This is a genomic window from uncultured Selenomonas sp., assembly GCA_905372355.1.
GTDB lineage: Bacteria > Bacillota > Negativicutes > Selenomonadales > Selenomonadaceae > Selenomonas.
The window spans coordinates 173,851-198,883 of the sequence record CAJPOT010000004.1; the positions used below are offsets into that span (position 1 = coordinate 173,851).

Here is a 25,033-nt window from a genome sequence, read left to right on the forward strand (position 1 = left end):
CTTTATCACCTCCTTTCAAATAAGCTTATATAGCATCAGGCAGAGCCTGCTGCTTGCCGTTTTCACTGTGCCGTCTCATCTGTCGGCTGGCTTTCATCCGCTGCATTCTGTGGATTCTGTCCTTGACGGTCGAGCGGCGAGATGACCTTCTTCGGCACACCTGTATACATAAGTTTCGTCAAGCGAGCCGACTGGTCGGCATCCATCGCAGCAAGCGTTTTCGCCGCCTGTGATTCATCCATCTTCTGCAGGATGGCGACGGAGAGATCGTCGTCGAGATCTTTCATGACCTCGGCCGCCTGCTGCGGTTTCATCTCGTTGTAAACGCGCGCGAGCTTCGAGACACGCTTCTTTTCCTGCGCCTCGCGCTCCTTCATCTGCTTCTCAATTTCTTCCTTCGTCAGCACTTTGGGTTTCGATGTCCCCTTATCCTTGTCTTTGTCAGGATTCGGCTTGCTGTCCGTCATTTCTTCCTTCGTCTTTCCCACCGCCTCTTCCTTCGGCGTCTCTCCCGTCTCAGGCGCAGGCTTTACGAAGAATTCCCCGATGATAGGCATATCGTATAATTTCAGTTTCTCATTCATCGTACTCGCATCAAAGATCTGCAAGTACACGCCGAGCAGGAAGCCTCCCACGACAAGCACGAGCAGCAATATTGCGGCGAGTGCGATTTTGACCATCTTCTTCATTTCGGGCTTCTGCTCCTTTCGGGACTGCGCAGGACTCTCCCAGCGAAAAGTCCCTCCTTCATTCCCCGCATCTCTTTATCGATAGAGGTCGAGAACCTTATTCACGTAATTCTGCGTCTCAGCGTAAGGCGGCACGCCATCATAGTCCTTAACCGCCTGAGGGCCTGCATTGTAGGCAGCAATCGCTTTTTTCATGTCGCCGCCGAACGTATCGAGCATCTGCTTGAGGTAATGCGCACCACCCTCGATATTCTGCTTCTCGTCGTAGGGATTGACGCCGAGCGCTGCCGCCGTATCTGGCATCAGCTGCATGACGCCAACGGCTCCGACGTCGGACACCTCACTCTGATTGCCGCTTGACTCCGCTTCTGCGACAGCAGCGACGAGGCGCGAGTCAAGTCCGTACTTCGCCGCGGCTTCCTGGATGAATCGCGTCGTCTCATTCGATGCGCCAGAAAGCTGTGTGGAAGCCTCGGTGGGCGTCATCTTTGCGGCATCCGTCTTTGCTGTCGCTCCCACCCCAGTCGTCTGCGGCGGGGTCGCGCCGTCGTTCTTCTTGAGTTCAGCATCCAATGCTCGCTGGAAGCCAACCGCCGTGCCGGGCACGGGGCCTTCGATGCCGAATCTCCTCTGGATTTCAGATATTCTCGCCTGTATTGCCTCAACGCCCGAGAGTTCCATCACGTTCATTCTCCTTATCCTACATGTTTATGCCCCGCATATAGAGCTGCAAGCCAATCTCATCCAAAAGCTTCTGCTCCTCGAGAAGTGCCTCTTCCTTGTATTGCTGAAGCCGCTTCGCCTTGAGCTGCTCGATGCTCTTAAGCTTGTTCATAATCAGCAGGAGCGCTTTGAGTCTTTTTTGCCGTTCTGCGCGGCTTCTGAGAATCTGCTCCTGTTGATTTTCAATCTGTCCCCTTTTCCATTCGAAGAAACTGTTGAATGTCAAGAGCCGTCCGAGAGAAATCGTATGCCCATCCGTCAATCGATCATAATCCTTCTTGCCTTGCTGCATTTCCGCCAGAAGTTCGCCGAGCTTCTCCTTGTCTGCTTCGAGCCTCCTCGACGCCTCAGCAAACTGCACTTCAGCCTCTTCCTTTTTCGAACGCGTGACCTTCAGCAGGGTTTCCAATTTGAAGCGAAATCTCTTCATCAGGCGCACCCCTCATCAGATTGCTTCCAACGCCTTTTCCGTCTCTTCGTAGGAACTCTGCTCGAAGATCCCTTGGCAGAGAAAGTCGTTAATCGCATCGATCTTCGCGACTGCTGTATCGATCTTTTGGCTCGACCCCTTGACATAGGCACCGATGTGAATGAGATCCTCCGCCTCCTTGTAGACCGCCATCAAGGCACGCAAGTTCTGCGCCGCCTTGAGGTGTGCATCATCGACAACCTCGTTCATGACGCGCGAGACACTTGCGAGCACGTCGATAGCAGGGAAATGGTTCTGTGCGGCAATGGCACGCGACAGGACGATGTGGCCATCAAGGATACTGCGCACGGCGTCAGCGATTGGCTCGTTCATGTCATCGCCATCGACGAGCACAGTGTAGATGCCTGTGATCGACCCCTTGCGGCTCGTCCCTGCACGTTCCAAGAGGCGCGGCAGGAGCGCGAACACCGACGGTGTATAACCGCGCGTCGCCGGCGGCTCACCAATTGTCAGACCGACCTCGCGCTGTGCCATGGCGAAGCGCGTGACGGAATCCATCATGAGCACGACGCGCTTGCCCTGGTCCCGGAAGTACTCGGCGATGGCGGTCGCCGTCATCGCGCCCTTGATGCGTACGAGCGCCGGCTTATCCGACGTAGCGACGACGACGACGGAGCGCTTTAAGCCCTCCTCGCCGAGGTCGCGTTCAATGAACTCCTTGACCTCGCGCCCGCGCTCGCCGACGAGTGCAATGACGCTGATGTCGGCTTCCGTATTGCGCGCGATCATGGAGAGGAGCGTCGACTTGCCAACGCCCGACCCCGCCATGATACCGATGCGCTGCCCATCGCCGAGTGTGATAAGCCCGTCGATAGCGCGCACGCCAACGTAGAGCGAGTCCTGTATGCGCGGCCGTTCGAGCGGCGACGGTGGATCGGCCTGCAGCGGATAGTCGCGCTTGCAAAGGAGCGGCCCCTTGCCGTCGATCGGCTCGCCGAGTCCGTCGAGGACGCGGCCCAGAAGTTCCGGGCCAACTTGCACCTGCAGAGTCCTCTGCGCCGAAACAACCTCGCAACCAGGACCGATTCCCTGCATCTCGCCGATGGGCATCAAGAGCACATGTCCATCGCGAAAGCCCACGACCTCTGCCGGTATCGGTTCGACATGCGGGAAGCGTGACTTCACATAGCAAAGTTCGCCCATGCTCACGTTCGGCCCCGCAGATTCAATAACGAGTCCGATGACCTGCACGATTTTGCCGCTCATTTTGATTGACTCACAGGTACTTACGGCGTCGAGGAACTTTTGCACGTTGATGCGCAGACGCCCATCGCCCGTCAGGACGGCGTCGCCTCCGTCGTCAAAGACGACAGGCTGCACCTCGTCCTCCCATGATGAAGTTTCCCATTCAGAAGTCCCGCGAACTTCCTGCAAGTCATTCATAAACACACTTCCTGTATTGCTTTCTTCACCAATTCAATCTGCGTCGCCAAACGCGCATCGACATTGCCATTCGGTGTCTCAAGCACGCAGTCGCCAGGTTTGAGTCCGGCATCCGACTTGACGAGGAGCACCGCCTGTCCTTCAAGCATCTGCTGAAACTCCGACTGTGCCATAAGCACGAATTCGTAGGAGTCCGGTGCGACGTAGACAACGACTTCCGCCTGATCGCGCACCTTCATCAAGGCCTTGCGCACGAGAGGCAGGACGATCTGCGGCGCATCGATGAAATGCTGCGGCAGAATCTGCTCGACGACATGCATCGCTATACTTGTGACATCCTCTTCTGCCATTTGCAGATAGATTTTGCGAGCCTCAAGCGCCGCGTTCATCAAGGCGCCCGCCTTATCGTTCGCTGCTGCAAGGATGTCCTCGCAGTCTTCTGCAGCCTTCTTCATCCCCGCTTTGTGCCCTTCTTCGAAGCCCTCCGCTTTGCCCGTTTCGCGCGCCTCTTCCTTGATCTCCTCGGCGAGATTGCGCGCATCCGCCTCGCTGCGTTCGCTCGCGTACTCGGCATCTTGCACCATCATCGCACACTTCTCGCGCGTCTCCTCAAGCAAGGTATCCGCCTTCAGCTCCTTTTCCCTTACATAGGCAAGGCGCTCAGCAAGCGATTCCTCCGTGACACCCTCTAGTTCCTTAGGGAGCACCTTGGGCTTCGGCGGCGGAGGCGGCGGCTCAACGATGCGAGCTTCTTCCTGCCACATCGTGGTTCTGATTATCCTAGACAATCATCTCGTCACCCTTTCCGCGTGCAACGACGATCTCACCCTTGTCCTCCAAGCTGCGGATGACATTGACAACCTTCTGCTGCGCCTCTTCGACGTCGCGAATCTTGACAGGCCCCATAAACTCGATTTCTTCACGCAGCATATCGGCTGCACGCTTCGACATATTCTTGTAGAGCTTGTCGGCAACCTCTTTCGGCGTAGCCTTGAGGGCGAGTGACAAATCCTTCGTGTCGACCTCTCTGAGCACCATTTGCAGCGAGCGATCGTCGAGTACGACGATGTCCTCGAAAACGAACATGAGGCGCTTGATCTCTTCCGTAAGTTCGGGGTTGTCGACCTCGAGTGTTTCCGTGATCGTCTTTTCCGTCGTACGGTCGACGCGATTCAGGATCTCGACGACAGCCTTTACGCCGCCCGCCGAGGTAAAGTCCTGCGTGACGAGCGAGGACAATTTGCGCTCCAAGACCTTCTCCACCTCTCGTATAATGTCCGGGGACGTGCGGTCCATCGTCGCGATGCGCTTCGTGACCTCCGCCTGCTTGTCGGGCGGCAGAGATCCCATGAGAATCGCCGCCTGATCGGGATCGAGGTAAGCCATGATCAGAGCGATCGTCTGCGGATGCTCGTTCTGGATGAAATTCAAGAGCTGACTCGGATCGGTCTTGTGCAGAAAGTCGAACGGACGTGCCTGCAGACTTGCCGTCAGGCGACTGAGAATGAGCTTCGCCTTCTCTGCACCAAGAGCCTTTTCCAAGATGTTCTGTGCATACTCAAGGCCTCCAGCCGACAAATAGCTCTTCGCCATGAGCATCTGATAGAACTCACTGATGACCGCTTTTTTCTGGTCGGCTGGCACTTTCTTCTGATTCGCAATCTGCAGCGTTACAGACTCTATTTCTTCCTCATTCATATGTTGAAAGAGGAGTGCCGAACTCTCGGCGCCAAGTGCGATGAAGAGGACTGCCGCCTTCTGTCGCCCCGTCAAGGGCGGATTCTTCTGTTCAGCCATATCAATCATCCCCCGCCAGCCACTGCTTGACCAACATAGCCGCGTCTTCCGGTGTATGCATGATCATCTCTTCAATTGCCTGCATCTCATTGAGCTGGCGCTGCTCTTCTTCCGTAAGCTCTTCCTCCGTAACCTCGCCTGCCTCGATCTGCGCAGCACGTTCCTCGGCGAGGCGTTGTCTCTCGAGCTCTTCCTGACGACGCTGCTCTTCGATGGCCTCCTGCTCCAAACGCTTCTTGCGGCGATACATGAGGATGCTGCCAACGATCAGCGCAATGACGAGGAGGAAAGCGGCGAGCTGCAGGTAGAACTCGCGATCAAGTCGATCACGTTCCGCCTGTTCGTCGGCAAGCTTCTTGTCACGTGCCTCGGTGCTGAACGGCAGCGGCTCGACGGAGACCGTATCGCCGCGGTCAGGATTGATACCAGCCGCGGAACGCACGGAGCGCAGGATACTCTCCTGCTGTGCTTGCGTCACATCGTCGTTGACGAGGACAGCAACCGTCAAGCGGCGAATTGAGCCGGGCGAAGCGACAATCTTGCGCTTCTCCTCGTTGACCTCGTAATTCGTCGTATTTTCCTTGCGCTCATACTGTGCCTGCGAGTTGTTGTTCTGCTCCACATAGCCAGGCACATTGGACTGTGTGCCGGCAGGGCCGCCGGGCTGCGTCGATGTGCCCGCATAGCTCTCGCTCGTGGTCTGCTGACTGCGTACGATGCCCGACTCATCTACGACAGGCGTGTAAGTTTGCGAATCCGTCGTCTTCTGATCGAAGTCAAGCTCGACGCTGATGCGCACGAACGACTTGCCTTCGCCGAGCGATGCGTCGAGGAGGCTCTGGACATTCTTTTGCAGATTGTCCTGAACCTTCTTCGTCATCTCCATCTGCGTCAGCGTCTTCTGTCCCACGCCATCATCATTGTTTTCATCGGGGTCATTCAAGATCTTCCCCGACTCATCGACGATCGTGATATTTTCGGGCGTCAGTCCCTGCACGCTGTGCGCAGCAAGATTCACAATACCCTTGACCTCTTTCTTGGACAGCTGCATGTTCGCCTTGAGCTTCAACATGATGGATGCCGTCGCCGGCTTTTCATTTTTCTTGTAAAGGCTGTCCTCCGGCAGGACAATGTGTACACGCGCCTTCTCAACCGCGTCGATCTGTTCGATCGTGCGCGTAAGTTCACCTTGCAGCGCCTGCAGGTAATTAACCTTGTTTTGGAACTCCGTCACGCCGAGCTTACTGTCATCAAAAAGTTCGAAGCCCTTATTACCTCTGGGCAGACCTTCGGCAGCCAAATCCAGGCGCGTGCTGTCAACGCTCTTCGCAGGAACGAGGATTGTCGTACCCTGCCCGCCTTCCTGTATCTCGTAATTCACCTTGTTCTCTTTGAGCTTCGCCGCGACTTCGCCGGCATCCTTCGCTTCCATATTTGTGAACAAGGGCACCATGTCCGGCTTACCGCCATAGATGATGCTGCCGGCAACAATGGCAATGAATACGAGAGCTGCGGCGCCGATGATCATGTATCGCTGCCGCTTGCTGTAATTATTCCAGAGCTCCAGGTAGCGCTCTTTCCACTCTGCCATTTCCTCAATCCCTTCGCCTCAATATGCTTGCCGAAGCCCTGCCTGGCTTTGGCTGATCGTTCCTGCCCAAGGCTTAGACCTGCATGCGCATAATTTCCTGATAGGCCTCAACCGCACGATTCCGCACCTGCATCGTGAGCTGCGTGGCAATGCCCGCTTTCTCACTCGCAATGACGACTTCGGACACATCGGTGATGCGTCCTGCCGCAAGTTCCATATTGAGTCGTTCGGACTCCTTGATCAGTCCGTTGACCTCGCCAAGGGAATCCGTAAGGAACTCATGAAAAGGTTTCACTTCTCTCTGTTCGGTCTCCCCCAGATGACTTTGGCCAGTCATCTGCACCGGCGTCATTTGCAGCGCTTCCACCTGCATGTTCTTTCCACCTCAATCCGTAACCGCTTACTCTTACTATTTCTGGCGCACACGTCGTGCAGCCTTCTCTTTACTTGCCGATATTCAGCGCATTCTGCGCCATGCCCTTGGCGGCGTTGATCGCCGTCACATTCGCCTCGTAGGCACGCGAAGCCGTGATCATATCCACCATCTCTTGCACGATGTTGATGTTCGGGCGCTCGACATAACCGTCCGCATTCGCATCAGGATGACCAGGATCGTAAACCAGTGGCCCCTGCGACCGATCTTCTTCAATTTTCATAGCGCGCACACCATTTCCTGCCTGATTATCGAGCTTCTGGCGCAAGGTAGAAGCGAAGTCCTCCTTACCCCTCTCACGCGGCTGAAAAACGACGTAACGCCTGTGATACGGACCGCCCTCAACTGAACGTGTCGTGTTCGCATTCGCGATATTGTTTGAAATTACATCCATGCGCAGACGCTCCGCCGTAAGTCCGGAAGCGGAAGCATCGATTCCTCCAAACATGCTCATTTTTCTACTCTCCTTGCATCATCCGAAATCTTGCATCATACACCCGGCGAATCACTGCCCGGTAATGACGCTTCTCATCTGAGAGAACCCGGCTCCGACCTGCCTGGCCAAAGCGTTGAAATACAGACTGTTCTTGGCCAAAGACGCCATCTCGACATCAATATCCACATTGTTCTTGTCGTAACGCATGGAAGACGACTGGTCCAGTTCAATCTTCGCCAAAGCCCTACCCCGGAAAGGAATGGGCATGTGGCGATCATGCGTACGCACGACCTTGAGCCCGCCCTCAGCATCGAGATCAAGTTCCTTCGCAAGAAGATCCTCGAACACGACATTGCTCTTCTTGAAATTCGGCGTGTTAACATTGGCGATGTTGTGGCTGATGACCTCCTGTCGAAGGTTCGCCGCCCCCATACCGCGCTGCATAACGTCGAGCGCCCTGTTGCCTACGATTTGCTCCAGCATTGCGGTGTTCCACATCCTTTCCCTATAACTCTCTCTAAAGTTCGACGAAATGAGAAAAAATCCTTTCCCGTCGAACTTCTTTTTTCAAAAAGGCGAAGCAAAAAGCAAATGTGCTTCGCGTACAAGCTGAAAATCATTGCCCAAATCCATACATCATGATTAACAAATTTATCCATCATGATTTTGCACTTTCTATTCTACCATAAAATCGGAAATGATTCACTCCATTTCTCAGTTTTTTTTAACGACTGTAAAATAGTCCTATAAGGGGCAAGAAAAAAGGGGCGGGTTCATGCCTCGGCATGTCCCAGTCCCCTTCCTTGCTTCTTCAGTTTTCCACCCGTTGAAGTTCTTCGAGCAAATAAGGATTGAGCACCTTGATGTGCGTTCCCTTCATGCCGAGCGACTTCGATTGAATGAGCCCCGCCGACTCGAATTTTCTCAGCGCATTGACGATGACGGAGCGCGTGATCTTCGCGCGATCCGCGATCTTCGAGGCGACGAGCAGTCCCTCGGATCCTTCCAGTTCGCCAAAGATGCTCTTCGCCGCCTTGACCTCCGAAAAGGAGAGTGTCGCCAGAGCGATCTGCACCGTCGCCTTCTTGCGTGCCTCGATCTCGATCTGCTGCGTGCGGTCACGCAGCATCTCCATGCCGACGACCGTCGCACCGTACTCGGCAAGGATCAGATCGGCTTCCGTAAAGTCCGTATCATACTTCGCGATGATCAATGTGCCGATGCGGTCACCTACACCATAGATCGGCACGATCGTGGTATTCTTTCCCTCAAATCGACAGTCCGTATCCTCCGTGAAGGCACAGATTCCCGTCTTCGACTTCAAGTTCGGCGAAGTCTCGTCCATCTTCAGCAGCCAGCTCACATACCTCTTGGGAAAGCTTCCTTGCTGCACGACGTTTGCAAGCATCAGGTCGCACTCGAAATCATCGATGAAGGCATGTCCGAAGATCTTGCCCGCCTTGTTCACAATATAGACATTCGCATCGATCACCACACTCAAGACGCGCGATATGCTGTCGTACTCGACGCTTTCCGCGCGCTGCAGCAGACGGTTGATTTTCCTCGTTTTCTCCAGTAATGTCGCCATGCAAACTCCATTCCTTTCTCCACGGCAATACGACTTCCAAATTCAGGCTATTGCCTACACCTTCATTTTAACACATTTTTCTAAATAATCAAAGATGCGGGAAAGAAATGTTGAATTTTTCTTGATTTTTTCGTCAATAGCACGAGAGAAGGCCCACACTTTCATGTCAGGCCGACCATCGCCTCGCAGAACACCTTGCCCAAGGAGGCGTGGATCACGAGATCCGCTCTTTCATCTGCCTTCGTCGCCGTCTTGTTGATGAGTACGAGATGCCTGCCTTTGAAACAGCGCAGAAGTCCCGCCGCCGGATAGACGACGAGCGATGTGCCGCCAACAATGAGGAGATCCGCCGCAGCAATCGCGCGTACGGCAGCATCGAGCACATCGGCGTCGAGGCTTTCCTCATAGAGCACGACATCCGGCTTCACGATACCACCGCACTTCGTACAATGCGGTACACCCTCACTCGCCTGCAGGAACCTTTCATCATAAAACGCATGGCAGTCCATGCAGTAGCTGCGCCGAATCGATCCGTGCAACTCCAAGACGCAAGAAGAACCGGCCTCTTGATGCAGCCCATCGATGTTCTGCGTGACGACGGCCTTGAGCTTTCCCATGCGCTCAAGCGCGGCGAGCGCCTTGTGGCAATCGTTCGGTTTCGCTTCCATATAAACGAGGCGCTTGCGGTAAAAATCGAAAAACTCCTCAGGGCAGCGCTCGAAAAACGTATGCGAGACAAGCTCTTCGGGAGAAACGTGCTGTGCGAGCATCTTGCTGTAGATTCCCGTGGCGCTGCGAAAATCGGGAATGCCCGATTCCGTCGAGACGCCGGCGCCGCCAAAGAATACGATATTGTCACTTTCCTTCAATAAATCATGAAACACGGCGATCTTTTCATCCTTCATTGCTTTCGCCCCCTCTTCTGCCATTTTCCGTGCATCCTGCAAATTCAAACGTCCTCAGCAATCTCGCGGTATATATCTTCCAAGTCCTTCATATAGCCCTTCGCATCCATCAGTGGCGAGGCTTCCATGCGCGCGCGCAGGTCGCGATGCAGGCGGCGCAGGATGTCGGGCGAGTCCGCAAGCTCCACGGCTTTTCGCACGTATTCCATATCACCTCGCGCTACGAGCTGTGAAAGCCCCGCATTTTCCAAGATGCTTGTCGAAAAGCGCGAGCCGTGCGTGCCGCCCGCTTTCGTGATGACGGGCACGCCCATGTAGAGCGCCTCACACGTCGTGACGCCGCCCGTATAAGGGAAGGTGTCGAGCGCGATGTCGATGTCCGTGTACTGCTCAAGATAATCGGGACTGTACGGGCGGAGCTCGACCTGAGCGAGCGATATGCCGAAGCGCTGCAGACGGTCCCTTACGATTTTCCTGCCCGCCGCAATGCTGCAGATCTTGCTCTTGACGACGAGCCGCGCCCCCTTCATGCGCTCAAGCACGCCACGCCATAAGGCGAGCATATCGTCCGATACCTTGGAGAAGTTATTGAAACTGCCGAACGTGATATAGCCATTCTTCACAAACGGCGCCTTCCCGCCGTTCTTCGGCATATCGCGCAGCACGGGCGCATAACAGAGGTGGCTGTGCGGCATGCGCAGCACCTTCTCTGAAAAGCCGCGCGCGCCCATGTCCCACGGCGAGCAATAGATGTCGGAAAGGAAATAGTCGACCGCACGAAGCCCCGTCGTCGCCATGTAGCCGATCGCCGTCATCTGCACGGGCGCAGGCCGCCGGGCGAGCACGGGCAGACCGCTTCCCTGCGTGTGCCCGGCAAGATCGACGAGGATGTCGATGCCGTCCCTCTCGATGAGGCGCGCCGCATCCCTAGCCGAGAGGCGCGAGACATCCTTCCACTGTACTCTTTTCTGGCGAAAGAGCGAGGTCACACGGTCGCGCTTGCCCCGCGCATAGCAGGTGACCTCGAACGAAGCGGCGTCAAAATCGCGCACGAGCGGCATGAAGAAATACGCCGCTGCATGAAGGCGGAAATCGGGCGAGATGTAGCCAATGCGCAATTTGCGACTGAAGGTACGCGTGCGTTTCTCTCCCACAGGCGGCGCCGTCGGCTGGATGCGGAAAGCCGCCATTTGAGCTCTCGGCACCGGAGACGGCGAAAGGTGTGCGTTACCGCCAAAAAGCGAGGCAACGCGCGCCTCTCGCCGCGTCTTGCTTCTTCGCTCCTCTTCCAATTCTTTCTTGAACGCCTCGTACTCCTTTTCCTCTTCCATGCGCCTTTGATTTGCCCGCGCTTCCCATGCCCAGAGGCGAAGTGAATCCTCATACTGCGGCTTCGGCAAGGCCTTCTGCACGAGACGCGAAAGAGGCTCGCGTTCCTGCTTCGCCTGCTGTGCCACAAGCGCCGCACCGCGCCGCTCGCGATCGGCTTCCGCTCTGGCCGCCGCCATGGCCTCCCCGACGGAAAGCGTCGCCTTCGGCTGCAATGCCCCCGCCTCTGCCGCCTCGGTGCGATACGGATGACAGATCTTGACGCCTTCGAAAAATTTTTCGTAGCCGCGATGGAGACGCAGGGATTCGGCGGGCGTCCTCGTGCGGTAATTCGAGCAGAAGAGCGCCTTGCTGTAGCACTCCGCCGCCTCCTCGCCCGTCAGCATATCACTCGCTGCCAGAAGCGTGTTCATGGCAAACTCCGGCTCCGCCGCGAGAAGCCACGCGTCAGAGAGCCATGCAAGCGCCTTGAAGCGCACATAGCGAAGCGACTGCGTCCAAAGCGATTCAGCGACCTTCTCCGTCGCCTGCACGATGGAGAGAAGCTCCTTGATTTCCTCCTCCAAGGCGAAGTCCGCGGAGAAGAATGCGGCGCGTACGAGACGCGCACGCAAGTTCCCTGGCTCGCGCTCTTCGGCACGCGCCATGTATTCCTTCGCCTGCTCGCGCTCATCCATATAGAAGGACGCCTCTGCCATGATGGCATAGGCGTCCGCGTCCTCCTGCACGATCTGCAAAATCTCCTTCGCCGAAGCGCGCATGCCGCGAAAATCGCCCTGGTTTGCAAATCGGTTGGCTATTCCGATCCAATTCTCTTTGTCGTCCATAAAGCACACGCTCCAACAAGTATAGTCTAAACCTCCGGGCACAATTCCGCGCCGTACTCTCGGAGAAAGATCTTCTGATACTCCTTATAGCTTTTGGCGAGCGGCTTCTCCACGGGACAGTGGATGCACCAAAATCCCGCCTCCTGATTCGGCACGACCGTCCGAAACCCTCGCCTGGAGAATTCCTTGCACTGCGACGTGTCGTAGAGATGCCAGCCCGTGAAAAGATCTTCGCGCCAGAGCACGTCGTACTGCGTCGCAAGGAAGAGTCCGTCCGCCGCTTCGACATCGATGCTCTCGCCGTCCGGCTCCTTCATGTGCGTGTCGACGATGCTCTCCGCCTCGCACGCATGAAGCACGCGTCCATAGCAGCGAAGCCCGTCCCACCACACGCCGCTTGCGGGCAGCGAACGGCAGCCGATGACGCCGATCATGCCGATGCTCTCATCTGCAAAGATATTCAACATCGCCCGTGGAAAATCCTTGTTGACGAGCAAGGTGTCCTGATGCAGATAGACCTTGTAGCGCGCCCGCGACCTCGCCATACCCTCGTTGTACCCCGCCGCCATCGACGCGGCGTCGCGCACGGCGATATACTCGGCGCGAAAGCCTTCAGGCAAACGCAGATGGCGCAGGTAGAGCAGACACTCCGCGTACCATGCCTCATCGTTGACGCAGGTGATGAAGGCGATCGCCCTCTCATCCTTCATCTTCCGCCGCTCCTTTCACGCCTTCTGCCGCAAGTTCCTGCAAGGCCTCCCGCACCTCGCCGCACGGAAGCCTGCGTCGTGCCGCCTCGGCAAGCTCTCGCGCCAGCTGCGACTCTGCCGTCTGCAGGAGCACGCGCAAGAGATCCCTCTGATGCACGATGGTCTGCGCGGCAAAGTCCACGAGGTATTCGAGGAAGATTCCTTCCTCACGGCAGAGCTGCCAGAGCGCCGCTGCATTTTCTTCCACCTCTATGCCGTACTCAAGGCGGCGCAGGAGCGTCACAAGAGTTCGGCGCACAGCGGGCGTGAAGCACTCCTTCAGAGGTGCGACCTCGTCCGATGTGCGCCGCGCACGGCAGAGCCAAAACTTCGCTTCCAAGTCGCGCCCCGAATTTTCAAATTCCGCTGCTTCCAACCGCTCGATCACGCCCTGCGGCGCTTCACGCCATACAGGAAGAAAAGAAACCTCCTTATAAAAGGACGCCGCGAGCAGCGTCTCCATCTCAGGGCGAGCGAAGAGACGACGCACGATCGCATAGAAATGCCCGCCGCGCAGATCCTCGATGACACTCCAATGGCGTACGTTCAAGAAGCTCGTCAGGAGATAGCCCGTCGGCCGCAGGAAGAGGCCGAACCCCGCAGCAATGTCCTGCGGATTTCCCGCCGTTTCCAGACAGCGGTCGGCGAGGATATAATCGAAGCTCTCTCTCTCAAACGGCAAAGGTGTATCGCGGTAGTCGAGGAAGAACCACGAGACATCCAGTCCCTGCAGTTCGGGTGCATCGGCATCATCCAGTTCCGCCGTCACGGCGAAGAGCGCGGCGGCAGGCATCATCTCGCGCAGTTTTGGCAGATAGGCGAGGCTTTCCACGACGAGCACGGAGAGTGCGGAGCGCGTCGGCGCGAGAAAGCGCAGCAAGCCACCGCCATATTCCATGAGATCGCCTCGCTCTTCACCCGCGTCCCTCAATGCATCTTGCGCGCCATCTCGCGCGCATTCTCCTTGAGTTCATCCGGTGTATGACCCTTGAGCCGCCACAGGCGTGTCGTCGCGTGCAGAGCGATCACGAGTTTCGTCATCTCCTCTTTTGCCGCCTCATCGTCAAGCTTGCCCAACGTTTCCAAAAACACGGCGACGTCCTTCATGCTGCCGCCGTTCTGGAAGAGCAGGAGAATCTTTCCGACGGATTCCGCTGCCTGCAGAACCTCCATCGAGAGCTTCGCCATGAAGAACTGCGCGAGCTTCTTGTAGGCGAGCGTCGCCTCGATATAGCCCTCTTCTCCCGCATCGTAAACCTTGCCGTAAGGAATCTCGGCAAAAGGAAGATCCTCCTTCTCCTTCTGCTCTCTTTCGAGCCACGGTGCACTCAAAAGCGTATGATACGCCAAGCCTCGCTCCGTGCCAACGACTTCCTTGTGCCAGCAGGAGCCGTTGAGCATCACGCCCATGAAGGCGGCGAAGTCAAGGCGCTGACCCTCTTCGAGATAAGCGTTGACCATGGCGAAAAGCTTATCGTAGTCGAGGAAGCCATAGTAGAAGAGAAGTCCTGTCGCGAGGCGCATGATCTCCGTATTGAGATGCACGGCATCCTCATAAGCTGCGGAATCGAGCTTCTTAAAGATTTCGGTCATCTCCTCGGGCATGTACCAATAGAGCTTGCCCTCATCCGCACCGACCGCCATGATGCCAAGTCCGCACAGGTAGTCGATGCGCACATCGTCCTCGCGGAAGTCATCGGCAAGCCCGCCCTTGTCCTGTATATGGCGAAACGCCTGGTACTGCTCCTCAAACGCCGACGGCAGCCAGCGTTCGGCAAACTGCACGGCGGCAGGCAAAAGAGTGTCGATGAGCGCAGGCAACGTCATGTCATCCGTCTCCTCCAGGCAGAGGTTGTATGCCAAGTCGTCCAGTTCTTCGCGCGACAGGCAGCCCAGAGCCTCTTTGAGCGTGCGGTTTTCGGGCAGTGCACGGCGATAAAAGCGCTTCCTGCGCTCCTCCTCGCCCATCAGGATTCCATCCAATCTCGCCTTCTTCTCCATGAAATCTTCCTTTCTCAACGTGGCTTTCCCACCGCAGCGGGTGCATCCCATCTCATTGGAAATACTCGGCAATTCCTGCCGCGATGCCCTGCGCGGCATTCTCCACGCCTTCCTCCGAATTCATCATCTGCTCCTCGCGCGGATTGGAAACGAAGGCCGTCTCCAAGAGCATCGCGGGCATATCCGTATGACGGCACACATAGAAGGCGCACGGCTTCGTGCCGCGATCGAGTGTACCGAGACGGCGCAACACGCCGCGCTTGACGCAGTCGGCAAGGCGCGTGCTGTCAGCCGATCCCATCTCGTAATAGTAGCCCGTCGTGCCGTGCGCTTCAGGTCCGGAGAAAGCATCAAGATGTATGCTGAGGAAGATGTCCGCCGAGTTTTGATTCGCGATGTCGCAGCGAGCCTGCAGTTCCTCCACATCCGTCGCCTTCGCCTTCTTCGGCGAAACCTCCGTGTCCTCCGTGCGCGTCAGAATGACCTCTGCACCCTCGGCTTCCAAGAGCGTCTTGAGTCTTTTCGCGATGCGGAGCGCGATGCTTTTTTCCGTCACGCCCGTCGGCCCGATGGCGCCCGTGTCGCTGCCGCCGTGCCCGGGATCGAGAACGATGCGTTTGCCGTCAATGCCCGGCGCTGCGCTGCTCTGGCTTCTCGGACGCGCCGGCACGGAGGCCGCCCCTGCGGAAGACGCATCATCCGATCCTTCCGCCGTCTCCACTTCTCCCGACGGATTTCTCCCGCGCTCGAAGTCGATGTTCGAACCGCCCGAAGAAGTTCCCCCTGCGGAGGACGCGCTGCTGCCCGCACTGCCCGAAAGATTGCCGAAATCCATGACCACGCGGTACGGCACAGGGCCGCCTTCCAGAGAAAACACGTCGTAATTGCTGCTGCTCTTGTACATCTCTGTCTCCACGACGATGCGTACCGTAGTCGGATTGAACTGCCCGATGCGCACCTTCGTCGCGAACTGACTTTCAATCTTCTGGCTCTTTGCAACAGAAGGCGAGAGGCGTGCACCTGAGAGGTCAACGACGACACGCCCGGGCGAGGCGAGCGTCATCGACTTGTAGTCAACCTCGCCGTCCGCATCGACGACGATGCGCACCTTCTCCTTGTCCGCATGGACGCGCACGTTCTTGATCTGAGCCAAAGAAGCCGCCTGCGCCGTCGGAAATGCCGGGAAACTCAAGAAAAAAGCGCCCACAGCGAAAACGAAAAAGAAAAGCCAACGAAACGACACGTTCATGCGAAACCCTCCTGTCAAACCTTAAAGCATGTTGCGCAGGAACGCCTGCGTGCGCTCCTCCTGCGGCTGTTGGAAAAGGTCTCGGGGCTTCCCCTGCTCCACGATCGTACCGTCCGCCATGAACACCACTTGCTGCGACACCTCTCTCGCGAACGCCATCTCATGCGTCACGACGACCATCGTCATGTGCTCTGCCGCCAACTCGCGCATCGTCTTCAAGACCTCCCCCGTGAGCTCGGGGTCGAGCGCCGACGTCGGCTCGTCGAACAGCATGATCTCGGGCCGCATGGCGAGAGCACGCGCGATGGCGACGCGCTGCTGCTGCCCGCCCGACAGGCGTGCAGGATAGGCGTCGCGCTTATCAAAAAGTCCAACCTTTCGGAGAAGTTCCTCCGCCGTCGGCAGGATTTCCTCGCGCTTCATGCCCTTGACCTCAACAGGCGCCTCCAATAGATTCTGCAGCACCGTCATGTGCGGGAAGAGGTTGAACTGCTGAAAGACCATGCCCATCTTCAGCAGAAGGGTGCGGCACTTCCCGCTCGAAGCGTACTCCGTATGACCATCCTCGTTCTCTGCAGCGAGGAAATCCCCGTCGATCTCGATCGAACCCTTGTCGATGTCCTCCAGCCGATTGATGCAGCGCAGCAGCGTCGACTTGCCCGAGCCTGAAGGGCCAATGATGGAAAGCGTCTCGCCGCGTTTCGCCACGAGGTCGATGCCGCGCAGCACTTCGTTCGCCCCGAAGCTCTTATGGATGCCGTGCATGCGGATTGCCAGCTCATTCATCGTACTTGCCATAGTACGCCTCCAATTTCTTGAATCCCCACGTCAGAACGAACGTCATCGCGAGATAGAAGACAGCCGCCACGAAAAACGGCGTCATGTCGAACTCACGCTGCACGATCGTACGCGCCACGCGCAGGAGATCGTTCATCGCCAGAATGTAGATGAGTGACGTATCCTTGACGAGGTTGATCGTCTCGTTGCTCACAGGCGGCAGGACGTGGCGGATCATCTGCGGCACGATGATGCGCCGCATCGTCTGCGTGTACGTCATGCCGAGCGACTTCGCCGCCTCATACTGCCCGCGCCCGATCGACTGGATGCCCGCGCGGAAGATTTCCGCGAAGTACGCCGCATAGTTGAGCGTAAACGCGAGGAGCGCCGCCGCGATGTCAGGCAGACGTATGCCGACCATCGGCAGGGCGAAGTAGACGAAGAGAAGCTGCAGCATCAGCGGCGTGCCGCGCATGAGCCAGATGTAGAACTCCATCAAGAGACGCAAAGGCCCGAGCTTCGATATGCGGCAGAGCGCGACGAGAAGCCCCAAGGGCAGTGACAAGAGGAGCGTCACGCAGAAGATTTCCAGCGTGATTTGTGCGCCCTCCATCATCAAGAGCGCCGTCCCCATGATTTGTTCCATAGATTTCTCTCCTTATTTTCGGAAGCGTCGCTTTTTGCGCCGCTCCGACGATTGCCCTTCTATCTTATCACAAATTTTCCCTTTCGCCCATATTTTTAGGAGAAAATAGATATGCAGCATAGGAAAACGCACGAAGTGCTCGCCGTCCGCATGGGCTGTCGCAAGTATGTCCATGCGCACATTCCATGGCCAAGACATATCATCTGCGGACATATCCCAAGCCGTCGGCACAACAATCGTCCCACCTCTTCTTCTCTGATGGATAAAATATTTTTACAAAAGCAACATTTTCTTTTGACCTATATGCGCATAATATGTATAATATGAATAGGAGGAGTGACCACGATGAGATTCAAGGAACTTGAACGGATCATCAAAAAGGACGGTTGGTATTTCGACAGCTCCAACGGCTCGCACATGCACTACAAGCATCCAGAGAAGAAGGGAAAGATCACGATACCGAATCACCCTGGCGACCTCGACCCAAAAACCGTTAAATCTGTCTTGCGGATGGCAGGCTTACAATAACAGCCCGTCTCCGAAAGGAGGCTTCTATATGAACCTGGTATATCCCGCCGTATTTTATCCCTGCGAAGTGAATCCCGGCTTTACCGTCGTCGTCCCCGACCTGCCCGGCTGCATAAGCGAGGGCGGTTCTCTCTCCGAGGCCATTGCCATGGGCGAGGATGCCGCCTCGGGATGGATTCTCGGCGAGCTTGAGGATGGCAACGAAGTGCCGCCCGCAAGCAATATCGCGGACATTCATCCCGATCCCGAGATTGGTGAAGGCTTCGTCAGCCTACTCTCGCTCGACATGGATGCCTACGCCGCCAAGTACGGCAGCAAATCCGTCCGCAAAAATCTCACGATTCCCGCATGGCTCAACACCTTCGCCGAAGCCGAGCAGCTCAACATCTCCAAAGTCCTGCAAGACGCGCTCACTGACCTGTACGAGAAGAAAACCGCCATCTGAGTGCGGCGAGAGGAGGGGATGTCGCACATAAATCAAACGCTCGGCATCATATCGCTCAACTCATGCAACAACCCCGTTTCTATTCCTAGAAAAAAGAAGCCGCCCCGCAGGACGGCTTCTTTTTTTAGGAAGTGCAGCAAGCCGCATCTTCCAACACTATCACATATAATCGACCGGCGTCTTCTTCTTCGCCTGCTTGAGCATGCCGAGCTTCGCGGCAATCCACTCCACGATGACGTAGAACACAGGGATCAGGAACACGCCGAGAATCGTCGCAAACAGCATGCCGCCGACGACGGCAACGCCCATGCCGTTTCTCGCAGAAGCGCCCGCACCCGTGGCAAAGGCCAGCGGCAGGCAGCCAATGATGAACGCGAAGCTCGTCATGAGGATCGGGCGCAGGCGCAGACCCGCCGCCTCGATCGCCGCCTTGACCGGCTCCATGCCTCGGTCGACGCGCACCTTCGCGAATTCGACGATGAGGATCGCGTTCTTCGCCGCCAGACCGATGATCATGATGATGCCGATCTGCATGTAGATGCTGTCCTGCAGCCCCGAATTCATGTGGTGGAACAGGATCATGCCGCCCATGCCGAGCACGTACTCGGAAAGGAGTGCGCCCAGAATGCCCGTAGGCACTGTTAAAAGCACGGCAAACGGCACGCTCCAGCTCTCGTAGAGAGCCGCGAGGCAAAGGAATACGAATACAAAGCACAAGGCGAGCACGCGCAGCGTCGAGCTTCCCGCCGTCTTCTCCTCGCGGCTCTGACCCGACCACTCGACGTTGAAGCCTGCAGGCGCGACCTCGGCGACCACCTCTTCCGCCGCACGCATCGCGTCGCCCGAGCTGTAGCCCGAAGCTGCGTTGCCCTGGATCTGCACGGCACGCGCCGAATTGAAGCGCGAGATAATCGGTGCGCCCGTGCCGCGCTTCGGCTTCAGGAGCGTATCGAGCGGCACCATCGTGCCCGCGCTCGACTTGACGAAGATGAAGCGCGTCGCCTCGACTTCCGAGCGATACGGCATATCCGCCTGCATCATGACCTTGTAGGTGCGGCCGAACTGGTTGAAGTCATTGACCTGATAGCCGCCGAAGTTGACCTGCAGAGCCGTGAACACGTCGCTCAGCTGCACGCCGAGCTGCTTGGCCCTCTCACGGTCAATTTCGAAATTATAGATTGGCGCATCGGTACTGTACGTCGTCCGCACGCCCTGCAGCTCGGGACGCTGGTTCATCGCCTGCAAGACCTGCTTCGTGATTGCATCAAGCTCCTCTTCCGTATGTCCTGACATATCCTGCAGCTGCATCGTCCAGCCGCCGACCATGCCGAGTCCCGGCAGAGCCGGCATATTGAACGCGATGACCTGCGCCTCGGGCGCGACTTTCGCGCCGATGCCGAAGGTCTTGCCGATGAGCATGTTGAGGTTCGTCTCGATCGTCGTGCGCTCACTCCACGGATCGAGTCCGACGAAGATCGTGCCCGCGCTCGACTTCGCGCCGAAGGACAGGATATCGAAACCGTTGATGGCCATGACCATATCGACGCCGGGCAGCTCCTTGAGAGAGGCCTGCACTTTATCTATGCTCTCCTGCGTGACGTTGGTCGACGTGCCGGGCGGCAGACTTACGGAAACGATGTAAAAGCCTTGATCTTCATCCGGTACGAAGGTCGACGGCATGTTCTTGTAAACGATCGCCGTAAGGGCGCAGACGAGCACCATGAAGAGAATGGCGAAACGCGACTTGCGAATCATCTTGGCGACAATGCCCAAGTAGCCGCTCTTCGTCTTGTCAAACCATCTATTGAAGCCAGCGAAGAAGCGGTCGAGAATGCCCTTCTTGTCCGCCTTGTCCTTCGCGTGCGGCTTCAAGATCAAAGCGCAAAGCGCCGGCGTCAAGGACAGGGCGACAAAGGCCGAAATTGCCATGGAAATGGCGATGGTCAGGGCGAACTGCTTGTAGAGCACGCCCATCATGCCGCCGAGGAAAGCAACGGGGACGAAGACGGCGGCGAGCACGAAGGCGATCGCCACGACAGGTCCCTGCACCTCGTCCATCGCGCGCTCCGTCGCGTCGATGACGTTCAGCCCCTCCTCCATGTGATGCTCGACATTCTCGATGACCACGATGGCGTCGTCGACGACGAGACCGATGGCGAGAACCATCGCGAAGAGCGTCAACGTGTTGATGCTGAAGTCAAGCGCGATGAACGCGATGAACGTGCCGATCAAGGATACGGGCACGGCCAGGAGCGGAATCAGCGTCGCGCGCCAGCTCTGCAGGAACACGAAGATGACGAGCACGACGAGGAGAAGCGCCTCGACGAAGGTGTGCACGACCTCCGTGATAGACTCACGGATATAGTTCGTGCTGTCCACGATCGTATCGCAACGCATCTCGGGCGGGAAGTTCGGCCGCGCCTCGTCGATGACCTGTTTGACGGCAGCGACCGTCTGCATGGCATTGGCGTCGCTCGTGAGCTGGACGCCCATGGCAAGCGCCGGATGTCCGTTCGCTTTGGCAACGATGTTGTTCGTCTTCGCGCCTGTCTCCACGCGCGCGACATCCTTGAGGCGCACGAAGCTGCCGTCGCCCGAAGCGCGCACGATGATATTGCCGAACTGCTCGGGCGTCACGAGACGACCGTTGACCTTGCCGGTCGCCTGCTTTTCCTGCATCTCGGGCACGGGCATCGCACCGATCGTACCCGCCGGCGCCTGCACGTTCTGCTCCTTGATCGCAGCTGCAACATCGGAGACCGTGAGTCCGAGTTCTGCGAGCTTGTCGGGATTGAGCCAGACGCGCATCGAATAGTCCGAGCCGAAGATCTGGACGTCGCCGACGCCATGCACGCGCTTAATCTTATCGAGGAGATAGATCGTCGCGTAATTCTTGAGGAACGTACTGTCGTAGAGGTCGCTGTTCGAATAGATGGAGACCATCATCGCCATGTCGTTCGACGCCTTCTTCGTCGTGACGCCGACCGTCTTGACGTCGTCGGGCAGGCTCGCCGTCGCCACGGCGACATTGTTCTGCACCTTGACCGAATCCATGTCGCCGTCCGATCCGGTCTCGAACGTGACCGTCAGGCTGTAGCGCCCCGTGTCATCCGAGTTGGAGCTCATGTAGTCCATGCCCTGCGTGCCGTTGACCTGATCTTCAATGATCTGCGCGACCGTCTGATTGACGACGCTCGCGCTCGCTCCCGTATACATCGTACCGACGGTGACCGTCGGCGGCGAGATCTGCGGGTACTGCGCAATCGGCAGCTGAAGCCCCGCGATGACGCCGCAGATGACGATCAAAAGCGCGATGACGATGGCAAAAATCGGCCGATGGATAAAAAACTTAGACAAGTTCATGCCCTCCTATGCCTATTTGCCCAACGTGCTCACACTGGAGTCAAATGCCTTCATATCGTTTTCGAGCGAGAAGCCCATGTCGGCTGCCGTGACCTCCGTCGGAGAAAGCTCGACGCCCTCCTGCAGGTTCGTCAGACCTTCGACGACGACGAGATCATTCGCCGAAATACCGTCCTTGACGATGTAGAAGCTGCCCACCTTGTCTCCGAGCGTCACGGTGCGCGCTTTCGACTTGCCATCCTCCATGACCATCACGAAGGACTTGTCGAGAAGCTGCTGCACGGCGCGCTCGGGCACAAGAATGGCGTTCGGCACCGTCTGTCCCGAGATCTTCACGCGTGCAAACATGCCGGGCAGCAGAAGGCCGCCAGGATTGTCGAAGAGCGCCTTGATCTTCAAGGTTCCCGTATTGTCCTTCAAGGCGCGATCCGTCTCGACGATGCGCCCGTCGATCGGATATGCCGTGCCGTCCGCAAGCGTCAGCGACACACGCGCCGAAGGAGCGCCTTCGCCGCGCATGGCGGCGCCCATGAACTTCAAGTAATCCGTCTCGCTGATGCTGAACGTCGCGTAGACGGGATCGTTCGTGCCGACCGTCACGAGCGTCGTATTGCCCGCCGTGACGAACGTGCCGACGGCAACATCGTCGACGGCGAGCTGCCCCGTCATCGGCGCGTAGATCGTCGTGTCGGCAAGATCCTGCTGCGCGCGGCGAAGAAGCGCTGCATTCGCCTCAGCTGCCGACTCATAGGCGCTGACGTTCGCACGTTGCGTCGCCACCGTCTGCTCTGGAATCGCTGCCGCCTCGTAGAGCGCCTCATAGCGCGAGAGATCGACGCGCGCGTTGCTCAGCGTCGCCTCCGTCTGCGCGAGCGCCGCCTGCGCCTGCCAGACAGCGGACTCATACTGACGCGAGTCGATGCGATAGAGCGGCTGCCCCGCTGTGACGAAGTCGCCGCCCTTCACATACTTCTCGACAACGGCACCCGAAACCTTCGACTGCACCTTGACCTCGTCCTTGCCCGCAATCTGACCCGCATACTCGCTCGTGATCGGCGCATCCTGCTGCATGGCCTTCATGACCTTGACCTGCGCCGGTCCCTTCTGCATGCCCTGCTGTCCACCACAGCCGCTCAAGAACACGGCGAAAGAGAGAACGGCTGCCGCCAAAAGCATGGAAAAACCGACCGTTTTCTTCTGTAGGAAAAACAAGATTCCTCTGCCCCCTTCTTCCCCTCGCCTGCTTTCCGAGACTGCGGGGCGCTTCAAAATTTTTTACCTTTCAGAAGGGCAAACCCGCCCTTATAACTCTCAATAGTATATGAAAGAAATGGAAAAGTCAAGAAAAAGAAAGGACAGGGAAAGCCGCGAACGACTGCACCCTGCCTTAAGGAAGCGCGAAGAAATTCCGTGCCAATCGGACGGACTTCATCCTATCCGCGCCTCCCTGAAAAACCCTTATTCCTCCTCGACTTTCCGCTCTTCCATCATCTTCTGAAGACGCCGCATATCTTCCATCGTCGGCATGCCCTGAATGCCGACTTCCTTAGCGAACTCCTTGAGCACCTTCAAGGACGGCATGCCGCCCTTCGCCATTTTCTGCATGCGCTGCATCATCTCGATGGACGGCACGCCGTTCATGCCAACGCCGTGCATCTTTTCCTTCGCTTCGCCATGCTTCTTGTCCTGCGCCGCGATGCTCTCAACACTCATCTCATTCTCGCCCGTCAGCAGGTACTGTATGCACTCGACCGTCGTCTGCGCGATATTGACCTCCCAGAACTTGCCCGCAACCGTCAGCTCGTACTGCACGCCGTTGAAGACGACAAGTCCGCGCTCTGCCCAAAGCTCATAGAGCCAGCGCAGGTCTTCGAGACGCTCGTCCATCGCCGTGAGGCGTGAGACGTCCATCCAGCCCTGCTCCAACATGCTGACGGCGCAGTTGGAAAACGGCTGGATCTCCGACTGCCTGACAAGCCCCATGATGGGCTTCTGATTACTCGCCACGAGCATGGCGTAGGGCTGCAGCACGCGATGCAGCATGACGGCGTAGCCTTCGAGGAAGCCGCCCGCACTGCTGCCGAAGGGGAACATCGGCACACCCTTCTTCGCAAGCGCGTTGTAGAGACTGCGTTCGCGGTTGCTGCTCGCCCAGTGGCACATGCTGAGCTGACGCCAGCCGCGCTTCTTCATGTAGTCGTGCGCGAAAGCATACATCTTCGCCTGCTCCTTCGTCGTCGCAGCAGGATCGAGCTTGCCCTCGGCGATGCGCTTGTTGAGGTCGCTTCCTTCAAAGACGTTGAGCTGGTAGAAATCCGCGCCGTCGATGCCCGAGGCAATGAGATCGTCGAGATCCTGCTGCCAGACCTCCATCGACTGCCCGGGCAGACCATAGATGAGGTCGAGCACGACGGAGCACTGCTCGTAAGACTTCAGAAGTTTGAGCCGTTCGAGGACTTCCTCCCTCGTCTCAATCCTGCCCTGCGACTGGCGCACCTTCGTATCGAAAGACTGCACGCCGAGCGAGATGCGGTTGACGCCGTTCGCGAGCCACGCCTCGATCTTCTCTGGCACGAGGTCATGGATGCGGCCTTCGAGCGTCAGCTCGTAATCATTTGCCAAGGGCAGGACGCGGCGCAGCGTGCTGAGGACACGCGCGGCGTTTTCCGCCGAAAGCGACGTCGGCGTTCCGCCGCCGATGAAGACGGCGTGTATGAGGCCGCCCTTGAGGCGCGGCGCGTCCGCAGACGCCTCGATCTCCTCGATCAGAGCCTCGACGTAGTCATCCTCCGCCGACTGATGCGCGGCATTTTGGAAAAAGCCGCAGTAGAGGCACTTCGTCTTGCAGAACGGAATGTGGATGTATGCCGCCTGCACCTCGCCCTTCTTCGCTGGCGTATTCATGATACGCAGCCACGTCTCCTGCGCCTCAGCGGGCGGCACGACCTCACCACGCACGCCTGCATGAACGACGCGCTTTCTCGGAAAAGCTTCCGTCAGCGGGTCATTCGCCGCCCTGCCGAACTGCAGCTCGCGCTGTTCCTCGGTATCGGCAGCGAACATATCTTTCAATTTATAAGCCAT

24 protein-coding genes are annotated in these 25,033 nt (G+C 57.5%); 2 read left to right on the forward strand and 22 right to left on the reverse strand.

Going from position 1 to position 25,033, the window contains the following annotated elements:
• Positions 1-62: 62 nt before the first annotated feature.
• The 19 genes from QZ177_RS03985 to QZ177_RS04075 all read right to left on the reverse strand — a co-directional run bounded on the left by QZ177_RS03985 (position 63) and on the right by QZ177_RS04075 (position 17,613).
• Positions 63-689, reverse strand: coding sequence for an MgtE protein (locus QZ177_RS03985; RefSeq protein ID WP_009644979.1), 627 nt, complete (start codon positions 687-689; stop codon positions 63-65).
• Between the two features lie 75 nt (positions 690-764).
• Complete coding sequence (locus tag QZ177_RS03990; RefSeq protein WP_198003297.1) at positions 765-1,379, reverse strand: lytic transglycosylase domain-containing protein; 615 nt, start codon at positions 1,377-1,379, stop codon at positions 765-767.
• A 10-nt stretch (positions 1,380-1,389) separates the two neighbouring features.
• Positions 1,390-1,842, reverse strand: a complete 453-nt coding sequence (gene fliJ / locus QZ177_RS03995; RefSeq protein ID WP_009644960.1) for a flagellar export protein FliJ — start codon at positions 1,840-1,842, stop codon at positions 1,390-1,392.
• A gap of 15 nt (positions 1,843-1,857) precedes the next feature.
• Positions 1,858-3,285 carry a flagellar protein export ATPase FliI gene (fliI, locus tag QZ177_RS04000; RefSeq protein ID WP_009644896.1) on the reverse strand — a complete coding sequence of 476 codons (1,428 nt, stop codon included), beginning with the start codon at positions 3,283-3,285 and terminating at the stop codon, positions 1,858-1,860.
• Positions 3,282-4,049 (reverse strand): FliH/SctL family protein, encoded by a 768-nt coding sequence (locus tag QZ177_RS04005; RefSeq protein ID WP_294175588.1) that lies wholly within the window; start codon positions 4,047-4,049, stop codon positions 3,282-3,284. Before QZ177_RS04005 ends, fliI begins: the two co-directional genes overlap by 4 nt.
• Positions 4,050-4,065: 16 nt before the next feature.
• Positions 4,066-5,082, reverse strand: a complete 1,017-nt coding sequence (gene fliG / locus QZ177_RS04010; protein WP_265070143.1) for a flagellar motor switch protein FliG — start codon at positions 5,080-5,082, stop codon at positions 4,066-4,068.
• A gap of 1 nt (position 5,083) precedes the next feature.
• Positions 5,084-6,673 carry a flagellar basal-body MS-ring/collar protein FliF gene (gene fliF, locus QZ177_RS04015; RefSeq protein WP_009645016.1) on the reverse strand — a complete coding sequence of 530 codons (1,590 nt, stop codon included), beginning with the start codon at positions 6,671-6,673 and terminating at the stop codon, positions 5,084-5,086.
• Positions 6,674-6,746: 73 nt separating this feature from the next.
• On the reverse strand, positions 6,747-7,046 hold the full coding sequence (gene fliE / locus QZ177_RS04020) for a flagellar hook-basal body complex protein FliE (protein WP_006191290.1): 300 nt from the start codon (positions 7,044-7,046) through the stop codon (positions 6,747-6,749).
• Between the two features lie 70 nt (positions 7,047-7,116).
• Entirely contained in the window at positions 7,117-7,560 is a 444-nt protein-coding gene (gene flgC, locus QZ177_RS04025) for a flagellar basal body rod protein FlgC (RefSeq protein ID WP_006191289.1), read from the reverse strand.
• A gap of 51 nt (positions 7,561-7,611) precedes the next feature.
• A complete protein-coding gene (gene flgB / locus QZ177_RS04030) occupies positions 7,612-8,025 on the reverse strand; it encodes a flagellar basal body rod protein FlgB (RefSeq protein ID WP_294175589.1) in 414 nt (137 codons plus the stop codon).
• A 328-nt stretch (positions 8,026-8,353) separates the two neighbouring features.
• Positions 8,354-9,130 carry a GTP-sensing pleiotropic transcriptional regulator CodY gene (codY, locus tag QZ177_RS04035; protein WP_294175590.1) on the reverse strand — a complete coding sequence of 259 codons (777 nt, stop codon included), beginning with the start codon at positions 9,128-9,130 and terminating at the stop codon, positions 8,354-8,356.
• Between the two features lie 161 nt (positions 9,131-9,291).
• The gene (locus QZ177_RS04040; protein ID WP_294175591.1) at positions 9,292-10,035 is read right to left on the reverse strand and encodes an NAD-dependent protein deacylase; all 744 of its coding nucleotides are present in this window, start codon (positions 10,033-10,035) and stop codon (positions 9,292-9,294) included.
• A 44-nt stretch (positions 10,036-10,079) separates the two neighbouring features.
• Positions 10,080-12,191, reverse strand: coding sequence for a hypothetical protein (locus tag QZ177_RS04045; protein WP_294175592.1), 2,112 nt, complete (start codon positions 12,189-12,191; stop codon positions 10,080-10,082).
• Positions 12,192-12,217: 26 nt separating this feature from the next.
• A complete protein-coding gene (locus QZ177_RS04050; RefSeq protein ID WP_294175593.1) occupies positions 12,218-12,901 on the reverse strand; it encodes a glycosyltransferase family protein in 684 nt (227 codons plus the stop codon).
• Positions 12,891-13,838 carry a hypothetical protein gene (locus QZ177_RS04055; RefSeq protein WP_294175594.1) on the reverse strand — a complete coding sequence of 316 codons (948 nt, stop codon included), beginning with the start codon at positions 13,836-13,838 and terminating at the stop codon, positions 12,891-12,893. Before QZ177_RS04055 ends, QZ177_RS04050 begins: the two co-directional genes overlap by 11 nt.
• A 29-nt stretch (positions 13,839-13,867) precedes the next feature.
• On the reverse strand, positions 13,868-14,959 hold the full coding sequence (locus QZ177_RS04060; RefSeq protein WP_294175595.1) for a hypothetical protein: 1,092 nt from the start codon (positions 14,957-14,959) through the stop codon (positions 13,868-13,870).
• Between the two features lie 34 nt (positions 14,960-14,993).
• Entirely contained in the window at positions 14,994-16,190 is a 1,197-nt protein-coding gene (locus QZ177_RS04065; RefSeq protein WP_294175596.1) for an N-acetylmuramoyl-L-alanine amidase, read from the reverse strand.
• Between the two features lie 21 nt (positions 16,191-16,211).
• The gene (locus QZ177_RS04070; RefSeq protein WP_294175597.1) at positions 16,212-16,988 is read right to left on the reverse strand and encodes an amino acid ABC transporter ATP-binding protein; all 777 of its coding nucleotides are present in this window, start codon (positions 16,986-16,988) and stop codon (positions 16,212-16,214) included.
• Entirely contained in the window at positions 16,969-17,613 is a 645-nt protein-coding gene (locus tag QZ177_RS04075; protein ID WP_009644920.1) for an amino acid ABC transporter permease, read from the reverse strand. The genes QZ177_RS04070 and QZ177_RS04075 overlap by 20 nt, the downstream gene beginning before the upstream one ends.
• Positions 17,614-17,958: 345 nt before the next feature.
• Here QZ177_RS04075 and QZ177_RS04080 point away from each other — a divergent pair, with 345 nt between their 5' ends.
• Both QZ177_RS04080 and QZ177_RS04085 read left to right on the forward strand, forming a co-directional pair.
• Entirely contained in the window at positions 17,959-18,141 is a 183-nt protein-coding gene (locus QZ177_RS04080) for a type II toxin-antitoxin system HicA family toxin (RefSeq protein WP_294175598.1), read from the forward strand.
• Between the two features lie 28 nt (positions 18,142-18,169).
• On the forward strand, positions 18,170-18,586 hold the full coding sequence (locus tag QZ177_RS04085) for a type II toxin-antitoxin system HicB family antitoxin (protein ID WP_294175599.1): 417 nt from the start codon (positions 18,170-18,172) through the stop codon (positions 18,584-18,586).
• A gap of 159 nt (positions 18,587-18,745) precedes the next feature.
• On the opposite strand, the gene QZ177_RS04090 is transcribed toward QZ177_RS04085, so the two are convergent.
• From QZ177_RS04090 to hutW, 3 genes are all read right to left on the reverse strand, one after another.
• Positions 18,746-21,943, reverse strand: coding sequence for a multidrug efflux RND transporter permease subunit (locus QZ177_RS04090; RefSeq protein WP_294175600.1), 3,198 nt, complete (start codon positions 21,941-21,943; stop codon positions 18,746-18,748).
• Between the two features lie 18 nt (positions 21,944-21,961).
• A complete protein-coding gene (locus tag QZ177_RS04095) occupies positions 21,962-23,125 on the reverse strand; it encodes an efflux RND transporter periplasmic adaptor subunit (RefSeq protein ID WP_156810521.1) in 1,164 nt (387 codons plus the stop codon).
• A gap of 282 nt (positions 23,126-23,407) precedes the next feature.
• Entirely contained in the window at positions 23,408-25,033 is a 1,626-nt protein-coding gene (gene hutW, locus QZ177_RS04100) for a heme anaerobic degradation radical SAM methyltransferase ChuW/HutW (RefSeq protein ID WP_294175601.1), read from the reverse strand.

Excerpts from the sequence above, each read along its gene's own strand:
- fliF (WP_009645016.1), bottom strand. The coding sequence starts at position 6,673 with ATGGCAGAGTGGAAAGAGCGCTACCTGGAGCTCTGGAATAATTACAGC.
- QZ177_RS04045 (WP_294175592.1), bottom strand. The coding sequence starts at position 12,191 with ATGGACGACAAAGAGAATTGGATCGGAATAGCCAACCGATTTGCAAAC.
- fliI (WP_009644896.1), bottom strand. The coding sequence starts at position 3,285 with ATGAATGACTTGCAGGAAGTTCGCGGGACTTCTGAATGGGAAACTTCA.
- flgB (WP_294175589.1), bottom strand. The coding sequence starts at position 8,025 with ATGCTGGAGCAAATCGTAGGCAACAGGGCGCTCGACGTTATGCAGCGC.
- QZ177_RS04050 (WP_294175593.1), bottom strand. The coding sequence starts at position 12,901 with ATGAAGGATGAGAGGGCGATCGCCTTCATCACCTGCGTCAACGATGAG.
- QZ177_RS04055 (WP_294175594.1), bottom strand. The coding sequence starts at position 13,838 with ATGGAATATGGCGGTGGCTTGCTGCGCTTTCTCGCGCCGACGCGCTCC.
- QZ177_RS04065 (WP_294175596.1), bottom strand. The coding sequence starts at position 16,190 with ATGAACGTGTCGTTTCGTTGGCTTTTCTTTTTCGTTTTCGCTGTGGGC.
- fliJ (WP_009644960.1), bottom strand. The coding sequence starts at position 1,842 with ATGAAGAGATTTCGCTTCAAATTGGAAACCCTGCTGAAGGTCACGCGT.
- QZ177_RS04070 (WP_294175597.1), bottom strand. The coding sequence starts at position 16,988 with ATGGCAAGTACGATGAATGAGCTGGCAATCCGCATGCACGGCATCCAT.
- QZ177_RS03985 (WP_009644979.1), bottom strand. The coding sequence starts at position 689 with ATGAAGAAGATGGTCAAAATCGCACTCGCCGCAATATTGCTGCTCGTG.
- codY (WP_294175590.1), bottom strand. The coding sequence starts at position 9,130 with ATGGCGACATTACTGGAGAAAACGAGGAAAATCAACCGTCTGCTGCAG.
- QZ177_RS03990 (WP_198003297.1), bottom strand. The coding sequence starts at position 1,379 with ATGAACGTGATGGAACTCTCGGGCGTTGAGGCAATACAGGCGAGAATA.
- fliE (WP_006191290.1), bottom strand. The coding sequence starts at position 7,046 with ATGCAGGTGGAAGCGCTGCAAATGACGCCGGTGCAGATGACTGGCCAA.
- QZ177_RS04085 (WP_294175599.1), top strand. The coding sequence starts at position 18,170 with ATGAACCTGGTATATCCCGCCGTATTTTATCCCTGCGAAGTGAATCCC.
- QZ177_RS04040 (WP_294175591.1), bottom strand. The coding sequence starts at position 10,035 with ATGAAGGATGAAAAGATCGCCGTGTTTCATGATTTATTGAAGGAAAGT.
- QZ177_RS04095 (WP_156810521.1), bottom strand. The coding sequence starts at position 23,125 with ATGCTTTTGGCGGCAGCCGTTCTCTCTTTCGCCGTGTTCTTGAGCGGC.
- flgC (WP_006191289.1), bottom strand. The coding sequence starts at position 7,560 with ATGAGCATGTTTGGAGGAATCGATGCTTCCGCTTCCGGACTTACGGCG.
- QZ177_RS04080 (WP_294175598.1), top strand. The coding sequence starts at position 17,959 with ATGAGATTCAAGGAACTTGAACGGATCATCAAAAAGGACGGTTGGTAT.
- hutW (WP_294175601.1), bottom strand. The coding sequence starts at position 25,033 with ATGGCTTATAAATTGAAAGATATGTTCGCTGCCGATACCGAGGAACAG.
- QZ177_RS04075 (WP_009644920.1), bottom strand. The coding sequence starts at position 17,613 with ATGGAACAAATCATGGGGACGGCGCTCTTGATGATGGAGGGCGCACAA.
- fliG (WP_265070143.1), bottom strand. The coding sequence starts at position 5,082 with ATGGCTGAACAGAAGAATCCGCCCTTGACGGGGCGACAGAAGGCGGCA.
- QZ177_RS04005 (WP_294175588.1), bottom strand. The coding sequence starts at position 4,049 with ATGTGGCAGGAAGAAGCTCGCATCGTTGAGCCGCCGCCTCCGCCGCCG.